A 12,910-nucleotide genomic window follows, 5' to 3' on the forward strand; every position below is an offset into this window, starting at 1 on the left:
AATGAATTATCTTCGGGGCTGGGAAGAGAGATCAGAACGGTGCGTCGCCGATGATTCCGGCGCGCTCCATCTTTCGAACCGCGGGCCAGTAGTCCTGCACCGCGTAATGCTGTGTCGACCGGTTGTCCCAGATCGCGACGCTGTTCTCGGTCCAGCGCCACCGAACCTGATACTCGGGAATCTGGGCCTGGCTGGCCAGGTAAGTGAGCAGGTTTCCGGCACCGGGGGCGTAATCGATTCCGTAGCGGACGTTCTCGGGCGTGTGATAGTTCACGAGGTGTGTGGCGAACGAATTGACGAAGAGAATCTTCTCGCCGGTCTCCGGATGTGTTCGTACCACGGGATGTTCGGCGTCGGGAAAGCGTTCCTTCAGCTGGTGCCGCTGATCGATCGGCATCCGAGCGCCGAAGGTCGACTCGATACTGTGCCTGGCACGCAGGTCCTTGATCTGCTCCTTGACCCGCGCCGGCAGATTCTCGTAGGCGAGTGCCATGTTCACCCAAATCGTGTCGCCGCCGACCGGAGGTGTTTCCACACAACGCAATACACATCCCATGGGCGGGTTCACGCGCCAGGTGGCGTCGCAGTGATACGCATTCTCGAAATGCTCCGGCGGGCTGTCCAGGTCTTTGTAGATGCGGACCAGGCCCGGGTGGTCGGGGTCGCTGCCCAGGGCCGGATGATCCTCGAGTTCACCGAATCGCTGGGCAAGTTCTACGTGCTCGGCTCTGGAGAAGTTCTGGTCGCGAAAGAACAGAACCTTGTGCTCGAGCAGCAATCCCTTGATTTGGGCAAAGAGTGCAGCATCTCGCGCGACCTCGCCGAGATCCACCCCGGACAACTCTGCCCCGATCGAACAGGTCAATTTCTCGACGCGGATCGTGCTGGTCGACGAGGGAAGGTTTTCTGTCAACATTGCGGTGTTGGTCATGACAATTCCTCTGGGAAGTGCTGTTTCGGTTCAGACGGAGAAGACGGAGGAACCGATACTGCGACCGGACTCCATGTCGTGGTGCGCACGCACCGCATCTTCGAGGGGGTATCGCTGGTTGATCTCGATCTTGATTCGCCCGGATTCGACGTGTGAGAACAGTTCGCCCGCCAGTTCGGCACGTTCCTCGGGATCTGCGATGTAATCGGCAAGTGCCGGACGTGTGAGGAAGAGAGATCCCTTGACGGCCAACTGCATTGCCTGAATCGGCGGAGTCGGCCCGGACGCCGTTCCGAAGCACACCAGCAGCCCGCGCCTGGCAAGGCAATCGAGAGAGATGTCGAACGTGGATTGCCCGATACTGTCGTAGACAACCGGCACGCCGACGCCCCCGGTGATCTCCTTGACACGCGCTACGACGTCCTCGCGGGTGTAGATGACGACTTCATCGCACCCGTGAGCTCGGGCAACGCTCGCCTTCTCGTCGCTCGACACCGTTCCGATCACTTTGATTCCCAACAGTTTTGCCCACTGGGTGAAGATCAGTCCAACCCCGCCCGCCGCAGCATGCAGCAACACGGTGTCTCCCGCTTTCAACGGGTAGATGCGACGCAGAAGGTAGGCGGCAGTCAGTCCTCGCATGGTCATGGCGGCCGCGGTGTCGAAGGCAATGCCGTCGGGTAGCGCGATCAGGTCGGACGACGCCATGATCCGCTCGGTGGCGTACGCACCCAGCGGACTGCCGGTGTAGGTCACACGGTCCCCCACTGCAAAATCGACTACTCCCTCGCCGATCTCTTCGACCACACCGGCGCCCTCAACGCCCATCCCGGCAGGCAATTGCGCAGGATAGAGGCCACTTCGAAAGTAGGTGTCGGCGAAGTTCAACCCCACCGCTTCATGACGAACCCGAACCTCTCCGGCACCGGGTCGTCCTACCTCGATCTCTTCCCAACGCATGACGGACGGTGTGCCGATCTCATGGAACCGAATGGCGTTTGCCATCAATGCTCTCCAATTCTGTGGGCGGGCTCGACTCGATTACGGTCGAGCTGTATTCGTACGCAACAACTTCCAGAAGTCGGTGCTCGACTTCGCGGTCGTGCCGAACTGATGTGAACAAAACTATGTGAGATCCGGCTCACATGCTTAACTTGACGAGACACACAACACAACATTTCGGGACATCGAGTAAAGGGGGCCCTATGAAGCCACTCGCCCGCTACGCGTCACTGAACCGATACGTCGACCTGTGCCGAACAGTGGACGTGGACGCTGTGGCCCTCATGAGAAGTGTCGGCCTGAGCCCGGCAAGCCTGGCGAACCCCGACCAATGGGTACCGGCCGCCTCCATCGCATCGCTCCTGGAGCGATCGGCAGCGGAGTCCGGACACGAAGACTTCGGGCTTCTACTCGCCGGCCTGCGTCGACTGTCCAATCTCGGTCCCCTCAGCTTGGTCATCAGGGAAGAACCAGACGTCAGGAGCGCGCTCGACGTATTGATGCGATACGAGCACACGTACAACGAGTCATTGCGCATCCGATTGAACGAGGTCAACGGACTCGCCACCCTGCGAATCTCGCTCGAGGTCGGCGAACCGGTCGACACCAGACAGAGCGTCGAACTCGCAGTCGGCGCGACGCTGCAGATCCTGCGAAGTTTCCTGGGTTCTCGATGGCATCCGGTCAGCGTGGGATTCACGCACAATGCCCCGAAAGATACGAGCACGCATCGACGAATCCTCGGCGACACCGTGGAATTCGATCACGAATTCACCGGAATCGTTTTCTTCGCCGCCGACCTGGATGCGGCAAACCAACTCTCCGACGAGTTGCTCCGGCCGTACGCTCGCCAGTTCCTCGACTCACTTCCCGCATCGGAAACCTCCGACACCCTCAGCCGAACCAAGGAATTGATCGAAGTTCTGCTTCCGACCGGCCGCTGCTCTGTCGAGCAGGTGGCACGAAGCCTCGGGTTCGACCGGCGGACACTGCACCGTCATCTCGCCGAATCCGGAGATACGTTCACGGCCGTTCTCAATTCGGTCCGAAGCACCCTCGCGGAACGATTTGTCGCCAACCCTCGCTATTCATTGACCGAAGTGGCGGTGCACCTGGGGTTTTCGACGCAGGGTAGTTTCTCGCGCTGGTTTCGCACTCAGTTCTCGACGAGCCCGAGCGCATGGCGGACTCAACGCTCGATCAGCTGACCAGCACGACTCCGACGTAGGCGATCGTCGCCACCCACACGGTGGAAATCGCGGCCAGAACGAATGGTCGTGCGCCCACTCCACGAATGACGCTCAGCCGCACCCCCAGCCCGAGAGCGAACATCGCAGCAGCCAACAGCGCCGTCTGCACGGTCTTCGCCAATCCGAGAAGCTCATTCGGCAACATTCCGGTGGAGCGCAAACCCATGCAGCCGATGAATGCCACGACGAACAACGGAATCAGCGGGGGCCGCTTGGTGGCGGTGTTGTCGACCATCGTGCGTTGCCGAATGCTCAGAAACGCCATGACCGGCGCCAACATCAATACGCGCGCAAGTTTCACCACGGTCGCGACACCCAACGCGGTGGCGCCGAGAGCGCTGCCGGCAGCCACTACTTGTGCCACTTCGTGGATCGACCCACCGGCCCACATGCCCGCCTCGATCTCGTTCATACCGAAAGCATCGGCCAGCAAGGGGATCGTCGGAATCATCAGAGTTCCGAAGATCACCACCAGCGCAACAGCGGTCAGCAACTCTTCCTCTCGCGCATTCACCACACCGTCCGCAGCAGCCACAGCGGCAGCGCCACAGATCGAGAAGCCGCAGGCAATCAGAATCCTCTGCGACCAACTCAATCCCAGAAGTTTTCCGGCATACATGGTCCCGGCGATACCGAGGAACACTATCGCCACCACAACGGCGATCACTCCCCAACCCAAACCGACGATGTCGGAGAACATCAATTGCAGCCCGAGCAGAGCGATACCCACCCGAAGTAGCCGTTTCGCCGAGAATGCCAGGCCAGGTTGGAATTTCGCCGGCAAAGAGACGGTATTCGCCAACACCGCACCCGCCACGATCGCAATCAGCAACGGACTCACGGCGGAGGTGAACTGACCGGCTATCAGCGCGACCGTGGCACCCAAGGCGCACAACGCAACTCCGGGCACCAATGCAGCGACACTCGACCACCGTCGTACTTCTGACGAAGGGGCGACTGCGGGTTTCTCGGCCACGGACTTCACATCACGGTTCACTCATCCAGCGTCCTTGAGCCACCATCGCTCCGGTAGGGCGATTTCTACCATCACGACATATCAGATCGATATGGAATAGATGCTGGGTATAGCCTGTCTGCATGACCAGAAGGTGGCCCGACCTCACCACACTCGAGCTACTCGTCGGCATCGATGATCACGGAAGCCTCAGTGCTGCAAGCCGTCTGGCTCACATCGCACAACCGAATGCCAGCCGCGCCGTCAAAGCCCTTGAGCGGCAGCTCGGGATGCCACTCATACACCGAAGGTCGACGGGTGCGACTTTGACTCCGCAGGGGACCGTCATCGTCCACTGGGCGCGCCGCGTCCTCGCCAACTCGAGGCAGCTTCTCGACGTCGCCGAAGGGATGCGGACCGAACGATCCGCGGAATTGACCGTGTGTGCCAGCATGACCGTCGCCGAACATCTGATCCCGGCCTGGCTCGGCGTCTTTCGATCACTGCATCCTGGTGTCACCGTCCACCTTCAGGTCTACAACTCGACACGCGTACTCGAAGCCGTCGAAGTAGGAATGTGTGACCTCGGATTCGTCGAGTCACCGACCGTTCCGAAGAGCCTGCCCAGCGTCACCGTCGCGCGTGACTCGCTGGTCGTGGTCGTTCATCCGGATCATCCATGGGCGCGTCGACGAAAGCCGCTGACCGTCGCCGAACTGGCAGCGACACCGCTGCTGGTGCGTGAGCCCGGATCGGGAACCAGAACGACTCTCGACCTGGCGTTACACGAATACGAGCGCGGTGCACCGTTGTTGGAACTGGGTAGTTCGGCCGCGATTCGAACCAGCGTGCTCGGTGGCGTCGGCCCGGCGGTACTGAGCACGCTGGCCGTCGAGGACCAGGTGAAGCAGGGAGAACTTCGGGTCGTAGCCGTCGAAGGCTTGGAACTCGACCGATCCCTGCGTGCAGTGTGGCGCCCGCCGCGTCAGCTCGAGGGCCCCGCAGGCGACCTGATGAAAGTAGTGCGTGCCAGCGGGTCCCGGAAATCCTGAAAGCGGCTACTTCTTGTCGGCCTTCGCTGCCGCCTTTGCGGCCTTCTTGAACTCGCGGACCTCGAGCAAAGACTGTTCGTCGACCACGTCTGCAATCGAGCGCCTCGACCCCTCGAGCCCGTAGTCGCCGGCCGCTTGGCGCCAACCTTTCGGCTCGACGCCGATCTGTTTTCCGAGCAACGCCAGGAAGATCCGGGCTTTCTGATCCCCGTAACCGGGTAGGGCTTTGAGCCGCTTCAGCACTTCCTTGCCGTCGGGATTTCCCGAAGTCCAGATCGCCGCGGTGTCGCCGTCGTAGTTCTCGACGATGAACTGGCACATGAGCTGGATACGCTCGCCCATCGACTTGGGGAATCGGTGCACAGCCGGAGGCTCGGCACAGATGGCGATGAACTCGTCGGTGTCCATGTCGGCGATACGCCTGACGTCGATACCGCTGAGCCGATCCGCCAGCTTCTTCGGACCGAGGAAGGCCGTTTCCATCGGAACCTGTTGATCGAGAAGCATTCCGATCAACAACGCCAACGGGTCCTCGGCCAGGAGGGCATCAGCTTCGGGGTCACCGACAAGGTTCAGTTGAAGTGCCATGAGTCCGATACTGCCACGTCAGGCGGCAGTTGTGACCGGCGCCGACGCATCCGGAGCCGGAATCTTCCACTTCTTCCAGCCGAACAGAACCAACGTCGAGACCGCGGCAAGCGTGAAGACCCAGAGGTAGACGCCGACGGTCGGAATCCGCAGATACTCGGGCGGCACGAACATGAACAGGCCCATTCCGACAAAGCGATCCGTACCCGGAATGACCGACGGGTCCCACCAAGTGTGAGACCAGTTCAAGACTGGGAGCAGGAAAACGAACGGCGCCACCCACGCCCAGCGCTTCTTCGACACCATCGCGTAGTGCGCGGCGAGGACGACCAGCGGGACGAACCACACCCAGTGATGACCCCACGAGAACGGCGAGACAGTGGTCGCAGTCAACCCCGTCATGGTGAGGCCGAGCAATTTCTGGCCGTGCCGGTGAGCAATCCACGCGGCACCGAGTCCGAGGCATACCGCCAGCGCACTGAAGACGAGGACCAGGACCCGCGACGGCGTCGGAGTGTGAGTGAGCTGAGCGATCAGACCGGACACGGACTGGTTGCTCGGAGCATCCGTCGGTCCGACGCGTTCGCTGTCGACAAGAGTGCCGGTCCAGTACTTGTACGCATCGTTGTAGATCACGACGAAACCAATCGCGACGGTCGCCGCGAACGTCACGACGGCCGTCACCAACGCACGCCATTGACGAGTGATGAAGAGGTACGCCCAGAAGAAGGCCGGGGTGAGCTTCACGCCGGCGGCGATGCCTGCCCCGATTCCTCGGAGCCGACTCTTCTCGTCCCGACCGAGGTCCCACACGATCAAGAGCAGCAGGAAGATGTTGATCTGCCCGAGCCAGAGCGTCGTACGTATCGGTTCCATGAACAGAAAGATCGTGGTGGCCAACGCACTGACGGCGTACGCCTTCACGTCGAGCCGATAACCGAGGTACTTCCAGCACAACACGATCACTGCGAACAACGCAGCGATGTTCAAACCCGTCCACACGACAATCGCCTGTTTGAACGAGAGCACCGCCCACACCGTGAACAGCAAAGCCGCAAACGGGGTGTACGTGAACATCATCCCTTCCAGGACTGGCCCGTCGTACAACGGAAGGCCCTGAACCACAACGCTGCCGCCGTGGCGGTAGACGTCGAGATCGAGGAAATTTTCGAAGATCCCCCAGTACCGCGTATTCATCGGCACGGCGAAAAGAACCATCAGCACGGACGCGACTGCCAGAACACCGAGCACAGAGAATCCGAGAACACCGACACGGAGACTGCGTCGCGGTATGTCAGCTTCGATGACCGACTCTGATTTCGCGGTGTGCGCCTCGAAAGAGGGTCCATCCGAAGCGTTGATCGCGCCCGTCACTACAACCTCCGGGATTTACACCCTATGTCGGGAATTGATGCTCCGAACGGTACAAGACGAGACCGAAAAGTACCGACCGGGCACGCCGCTTAGAGAACTCAGATCTCGGAGAGACGCGATTCGGTGGCTGCGAGCAGGACACACGTCGCCACGCCGTCCATGGCAACTTCGAGTTCAGCCGTGGACGGGAAGCTCGGGGCCAACCGGATGTTCCGGTCGTCCGGATCCGTGCTGTACGGGAAAGCCGATCCGGCAGCGGTGAGCGCGATACCCGCGTTCTTCGCCAGTTCGATGACGCGCTTGGCCGTGCCGTCGACCACGTCGAGGCTGATGAAGTATCCGCCCTTCGGCTCGGTCCAGGACGCGACCTTCGAAGCACCGAGACGATCCTCGAGGATCCGCAGTACGAGCTCGAACTTGGGTGCGAGGAACGCGCGATGCTTCTCCATGTGCGCACGAACGCCGTCGGCATTGCCGAAGAAACGCAGGTGGCGAAGCTGATTGACCTTGTCAGGTCCGATGCTCTTCTTACCCAGGAACTTCTGGTACCAGGCAAGGTTTTCCGCCGAGCTACCGAAGAAGCTCACACCAGCGCCGGCGAAAGTGATCTTGGACGTCGACGCGAACACGAGCGGACGGTTGGGGTGTCCGGCCTCCGCTGCCATCGAGAGAATGTCGTAGGAAGGTGCGGTCTCGCCGACAAGTGGATGCACGGCATACGCGTTGTCCCAGTACAGGCGGAAGTCCGGCGCGGCCGTCGGCATCGACGCGAGCGTCCGGACAATTTCTTCGGAGTACACGGCACCGGTGGGGTTCGCGTAAACCGGAACCGCCCACATGCCCTTGATCTGCGGATCTGACGCAACAAGTTCGGCGATCTTGACGACATCCGGGCCGTCGTGGTTCATCGGCACCGCAATCATCTCGATGCCGAGGGACTCGGTGATCGCGAAGTGGCGGTCGTAGCCCGGTGCGGGGCAGAGAAACTTGATCTTCTCTTCCTGTGCCCACGGCCGGGCCGAATCCGGAGTGCCGTGCAGCAGTGAGAACACGACGTTGTCGTGCATGATCTCGAGGCTCGCGTTGTTGCCGGCGAGAAGGTTCGCAACGGGGATACCCAGCAGCTCACCGAAGATGGCGCGCAGTTCCGGCAGACCGGTGAGTCCGCCGTAGTTACGACAGTCGGTGCCGCTGCCGTCACGGAAGTCACCGTCGCCGGGCAGCGTCAGCAGCTCTGCGGAAAGGTCGAGTTGTTCCGGGGAAGGCTTACCGCGGGTCAGATCGAGTGCGAGCTTCTGCGCCTGGAGCTGCGTGTACTTCGCGCTCTGGCTCTCATGCTCGGAGGTGAGTTCTTCATGGCTCATCAACCCGATCTGGGTTTGGATAGGCATCCGGAGCGGCCTTTCACCGACGAGGCGGGGTCGGGTATGTGAAAAAAATAGAGGACCCCGCGCACCCGGCAGAGCCCGTTGACCCTTGCTGCCTTCCGGCCCTGGGGGAGTTCACAGGATGCGCGCCGCGCGGGATCCAATGAACAGTGTAGACGGCTTTCGTCGGCCGCTGCACACCACCTACCGAGGTGGAGATGCAAACCCTGAGATCCAGCGGTTCTTCGCAGGTCAGGTACCCGTTTAACGCTTCACGCCTGCAATTGGGTATGCTGCTCCACGGAGGATTCGCCTAGTGGCCTATGGCGCTCGCCTGGAACGCGGGTTGGGTTAACGCCCTCAGGGGTTCAAATCCCCTATCCTCCGCCAAAGGAACCCCTGTGAACTGCTGAGAAGCGGTTCACAGGGGTTCTTTTCTGTCCTCATGCAACGAGTAATGCAACAGGGTCTCGGTTCAGCTCGATGTTCTGCGAGCTCAGACGGTCTGCCGACTCGTGGTGGTTTCGATCCCTCAGCGCGCCGAATCGGAATGCTGCTGCGTGACTTCGAGTGGCCCGCCGATGGCCTGAACCCGATTCGGGAAGCTATGGCCACATCTTCTCCTGCAGCCCGCGTTGGTCATGAAATGACACCCGCGCCGCAAGTCTTATTTATCCAGATCCCATTCTGGATAAGATAGGCATGGAAAGCAAGGCGGCAATATAGCGTGGATACAGGGAGAGACCAGATGGCGTACAGGACGTTGAAATCGATCTTTCACCAACGAGATCGTGCTGGTGCCAATGCTGAGGAGCGAGCGCGACGCGATTCTCCCGCCGCCGTCCACTGGGACCTACTGATCGGCGAACACTCGACGTTCGCACTGATGACACCCGAAGTCGCAGCGCTGATCGAACGGATCATGAGCTTCGAGCCGAAGATCCGGGCTGAGTGGAACGGGCTGCCGGCCCTCGCGCGCACCCACTACCTGCATCGCATGGTGATCGACGAGATCCAGGCAACGAACGAGATCGAACAGGTCCGCTCAACCCGGAAGGAGATCAGCGAGGCAATCGAGATGGTGTGGGCGGAGCAACCCCTCGCGAACAAGCGGTTCGCCGAGATGGTGCGGCTCTATCTCAATATCGGCAACGACCAGGCCGAGAGTCCGCAGACGCTCGACGACATCCGAGACGTCTACGACGCGGTAACTCGGGGCGAGATTCGCGACGAGGACGCACCCGATGGGAAGCGGTTCCGGCAAGGGCCAGTATCGATCACGTCAGGAATCAAGGTCGTGCACACCGGTGTGGTACCCGAGTCAGCGATCGACGACGCGCTGACCCTCATGCTGAGCCAGGGGGGCGACGACTCGATTCCACGACTGATCAGGGCAGTGGTCGCGCACTTCATCTTCGAGTACACGCACCCGTTCTACGACGGCAACGGCCGAACCGGACGCTACCTTCTCGCGCTGGACCTTCGACAGGTGTTGGCTCCGTATGCGAGCCTGGCATTGTCGGCGACCGTCGCCGACAACAAGGATCGTTACTACAAAGCATTCTCTGACGCGGAGAATCCATTGAACCGCGGAGATCTGACGCCCTACCTGATCGATATGCTGGAGATCATCGCCGAGGCGCAACATCGACTGCTGCTCGACCTCTCCGAGAGGCGGCATAAGATCGACACACTCGAGGCGCGTATCCGCGTTCTGGTGGAGGATGAGGAATTTCCGCTGAACTTGGGACTCGATCGCGAGTCGACGCCGCCGGTTGATAGCAACCACATCGGCGCAGTCCTGTTCACCCTGGGTCAGGCCCACTGCTTCGAGGCGAACCGCGCCATCAAGTTGAACACCCTGGTCGAGGTGGTGGGTCGATCCAGCCAGTTCGCCCGCCCGCGACTTCAGCGCCTGGACGATGCCGGGATCATTGAGACGGTTACGAAGAGACCGCTGCGCTTCCGGCTCACGGCACGGGGGGTATCGCTCCTCGATCTGGATGGGGAGTGATTTTCGCCAGGTCGCAGATGGGCTAGGTGGCGATTGGGCGCACGATCGACGTTTCCATTCCCACTCGCGAATGGAGTGCAGTGGCCGCAACATTTGTGGTCTTCGTCGGCGCACTGGTTCTGCCGCCGGGTACCGCACGACGATTGGTTGCAGCGAGCTGGGCCGTCCACCCGATTTTCGACCTACTTCACGAGCGTGGTCCAGAATCACGTCTGCCGGATTGGTACCCCGCAATTGCGCGGGATACGACCTCGGAGCCGCTGGACTTCTTGCTGCCGAACCACGCAATTTCGTTTGACAGACTCACAAACCCGAGGACAGACTTTCCGTCCAACCCAACCATCGGGAGTACGCGTGATTGCCGGCCAGACCAATCTGCTCGCAGATTGCAGCAGTTGCTTCGGTCTGTGCTGCGTCGCACTCCCCTTTTCCAAGTCCTCCGACTTCGCGACCAACAAGAATGCCGGCGACCCCTGCAAGAACCTGCAGCAGGATTTCCGTTGCGGCATTCACACCGGATTGCGAAAGAAGGGCTTCACCGGTTGCACCGTCTACGACTGTTTCGGTGCGGGACAGAAGGTTTCACAGCAGACCTACGACGGCGTCAGCTGGCGTGATGCCCCGGAGACCGCGTCAGACATGTTCGAAACCTTCCCTGTCATACGCCAGTTGCACGAACTGCTCTGGTATCTCGCCGAAGCCCGCTCGCTGAAGCAAACCCACTCGATACGAAAGGAACTCGACGCTGCACTCGCAGAGACGGAAAGCCTGACCAACGGCACACCTTCGCAGATTCAAACCGTCGACGTCTCAGCACACCGAGCGGCAGTCAACACACTGCTCTTGCAGACGAGTAACCTTGTGCGCTCACCGATCTCAACCAAGAAGGGTCGAAAACTCGACCACCGCGGCGCAGACCTCATCGGCGCCAAATTTCGTGGTTCCGATCTACGTGGGGCCAACTTTCGCGGGAGTTACCTGATCGGTGCAGACCTCCGCGACTGCGAACTCGATCGAGCCGATCTGATCGGTGCAGACTTACGCGGCACCGACATTCGCGGCACAAAACTCCGCGGCAGTATCTTTCTCACTCAGTTCCAGATCAACGGGGCGATCGGCGATTCGGCTACCACACTTCCCGATTCACTGACCCGCCCCAGCCACTGGGCCTGAACCCGACTGTCAACTCCGTCGTCTGTCGGCGACTGTCAACTCCGTCGACTGTTGACGACTGTCAACTCCGTCGACGGAGAACGACCTTGTTAGCTTCCGGATCGACAGACACCCACGGCGGGTCACCGTCCGTTCCGTCCTCACGATGCATCAATGCGCTCTGACGCTGTTCGAATTCATGATGCTTGGACCCCTGAAACAGGGCAGCAACCTCTTCGAAGCCCGCGGCCGAGACCGGACGAGTTGTACGTCCCCGAGTCCACGGCAGTGCCCGGCCGCCGGTGAGCCGGTTCCAGAGAGTCTCGGCGAAAGCGAACAGGACCAGCAGCACGAGCAAGCCTGGCAGCGTCAACGCGAACAGAGTGCCCATGAAAGAAGTCTAGCGACGAACGCCCCCGGTTCCCTCGACTTCCGATCGGCCGCCCTATGTCTGGTCCCGCGGTCGATGATCTGCCAGAATGCAAGCTGTTACGACTAGTAACACCTTCGGGGGGAGGATTTCACGTGAGCTTGATACTTGCAGCTACCGACCGTTCGGACCTTGCCCAGACACTCGGTACCGAATTAATACATTTCGGGCACCAGATACAGCTCGTCCGCACCGGGCGCCGCCTACTCGATGACCTGGACACCGACAGTTTCGATATCGCCGTGATCGATCTCCTTCTGCCGGACATCGACGGCTACGAGATCGCACGGCAGATCCGCTTGCGCAGTTCGATGCCGATCATGATGCTGGTGGATACCTACGAGGACATCGACGAAGCACCACATCGCGCTGTCTCGGACTTTGTGCTGAACCCGATCGATTCTCACGCGCTCGATCTTCGGGTCACCGCAATCCTTCGTGAAACCGCACATCCCGCCCCCGGCAAACACCAACGTCACGGTGACCTGCTCCTCGATCGACGTGCGATGACGGCGACGATGGGCGGAAAGCTGCTGGTCCTCAGTCGGACCGAATGGCGGGTACTCCTGGAGCTGTCGACCGAGCCTGGGCGCGTGTACTCACGTGATCACCTGATCCGAATCGTGTGGGGTTCCGACCACGAAAGAACGCGTGTGGTCGACGCAACCATTCTCAGCCTGCGGTCCAAACTCGAATCCGATCCCGCGAAACCGAAGTACATCAAAACCATCAGGGGATTCGGATACCGCTTCGGCCCGGTCGACTGAAGTCGCCTTCGTGTCGGTGCCGCTCGAT

At 60.7% G+C, this 12,910-nt stretch carries 12 protein-coding genes, 1 tRNA gene and 1 other RNA gene; 6 read left to right on the top strand and 8 right to left on the bottom strand.

Annotated elements, in window-relative coordinates; all coding sequences use genetic code 11:
* Positions 1-31 precede the first annotated feature (31 nt).
* Positions 32-931: a TauD/TfdA dioxygenase family protein gene (locus tag AC2ETI_RS22250; protein ID WP_483634401.1), complete on the bottom strand. Its 900-nt coding sequence runs from the start codon at positions 929-931 to the stop codon at positions 32-34.
* Between the two features lie 30 nt (positions 932-961).
* Positions 962-1,936, bottom strand: a complete 975-nt coding sequence (locus AC2ETI_RS22255; protein WP_003943928.1) for a quinone oxidoreductase family protein — start codon at positions 1,934-1,936, stop codon at positions 962-964.
* A 200-nt stretch (positions 1,937-2,136) separates the two neighbouring features.
* Between AC2ETI_RS22255 and AC2ETI_RS22260 the strand changes: the two genes are divergently transcribed.
* On the top strand, positions 2,137-3,141 hold the full coding sequence (locus AC2ETI_RS22260; RefSeq protein WP_021342611.1) for an AraC family transcriptional regulator: 1,005 nt from the start codon (positions 2,137-2,139) through the stop codon (positions 3,139-3,141).
* Here the strand turns inward: AC2ETI_RS22260 and AC2ETI_RS22265 are convergent.
* Positions 3,134-4,180 carry a YeiH family protein gene (locus AC2ETI_RS22265; protein WP_020905890.1) on the bottom strand — a complete coding sequence of 349 codons (1,047 nt, stop codon included), beginning with the start codon at positions 4,178-4,180 and terminating at the stop codon, positions 3,134-3,136. The two genes, AC2ETI_RS22260 and AC2ETI_RS22265, sit on opposite strands and share 8 nt — an antisense overlap.
* 101 nt (positions 4,181-4,281) lie before the next feature.
* Here AC2ETI_RS22265 and AC2ETI_RS22270 point away from each other — a divergent pair, with 101 nt between their 5' ends.
* Positions 4,282-5,190: a LysR family transcriptional regulator gene (locus AC2ETI_RS22270; RefSeq protein ID WP_020905889.1), complete on the top strand. Its 909-nt coding sequence runs from the start codon at positions 4,282-4,284 to the stop codon at positions 5,188-5,190.
* A gap of 6 nt (positions 5,191-5,196) precedes the next feature.
* Here the strand turns inward: AC2ETI_RS22270 and AC2ETI_RS22275 are convergent, their stop codons facing one another.
* The 4 genes from AC2ETI_RS22275 to ffs form a co-directional block, all read right to left on the bottom strand.
* Positions 5,197-5,778: an HhH-GPD-type base excision DNA repair protein gene (locus AC2ETI_RS22275; RefSeq protein ID WP_019746526.1), complete on the bottom strand. Its 582-nt coding sequence runs from the start codon at positions 5,776-5,778 to the stop codon at positions 5,197-5,199.
* 18 nt (positions 5,779-5,796) lie between these two features.
* Positions 5,797-7,152: a glycosyltransferase 87 family protein gene (locus AC2ETI_RS22280; RefSeq protein WP_020968199.1), complete on the bottom strand. Its 1,356-nt coding sequence runs from the start codon at positions 7,150-7,152 to the stop codon at positions 5,797-5,799.
* Between the two features lie 98 nt (positions 7,153-7,250).
* Complete coding sequence (locus AC2ETI_RS22285; RefSeq protein WP_019746524.1) at positions 7,251-8,543, bottom strand: aspartate aminotransferase type Ic; 1,293 nt, start codon at positions 8,541-8,543, stop codon at positions 7,251-7,253.
* A gap of 42 nt (positions 8,544-8,585) precedes the next feature.
* Positions 8,586-8,685: signal recognition particle sRNA small type (gene ffs / locus AC2ETI_RS22290), an RNA gene on the bottom strand.
* Between the two features lie 136 nt (positions 8,686-8,821).
* Here ffs and AC2ETI_RS22295 point away from each other — a divergent pair.
* From AC2ETI_RS22295 to AC2ETI_RS22305, 3 genes are all read left to right on the top strand, one after another.
* Positions 8,822-8,909 (top strand) — tRNA-Ser (locus AC2ETI_RS22295).
* Between the two features lie 358 nt (positions 8,910-9,267).
* Positions 9,268-10,533: a Fic family protein gene (locus AC2ETI_RS22300; protein WP_483634402.1), complete on the top strand. Its 1,266-nt coding sequence runs from the start codon at positions 9,268-9,270 to the stop codon at positions 10,531-10,533.
* A gap of 354 nt (positions 10,534-10,887) precedes the next feature.
* Positions 10,888-11,706, top strand: coding sequence for a pentapeptide repeat-containing protein (locus AC2ETI_RS22305; protein ID WP_063315218.1), 819 nt, complete (start codon positions 10,888-10,890; stop codon positions 11,704-11,706).
* Positions 11,707-11,767: 61 nt separating this feature from the next.
* On the opposite strand, the gene AC2ETI_RS22310 is transcribed toward AC2ETI_RS22305, so the two are convergent.
* Positions 11,768-12,076, bottom strand: a complete 309-nt coding sequence (locus AC2ETI_RS22310; protein ID WP_007731580.1) for a DUF6191 domain-containing protein — start codon at positions 12,074-12,076, stop codon at positions 11,768-11,770.
* Positions 12,077-12,210: 134 nt separating this feature from the next.
* On the opposite strand from AC2ETI_RS22310, the gene AC2ETI_RS22315 reads away from it, so the two are divergent.
* Positions 12,211-12,882, top strand: coding sequence for a response regulator transcription factor (locus AC2ETI_RS22315; protein WP_483634403.1), 672 nt, complete (start codon positions 12,211-12,213; stop codon positions 12,880-12,882).
* Positions 12,883-12,910 lie beyond the last annotated feature (28 nt).

The sequence above is a fragment of the Rhodococcus sp. MurmanLake-1 genome, from assembly GCF_056945715.1.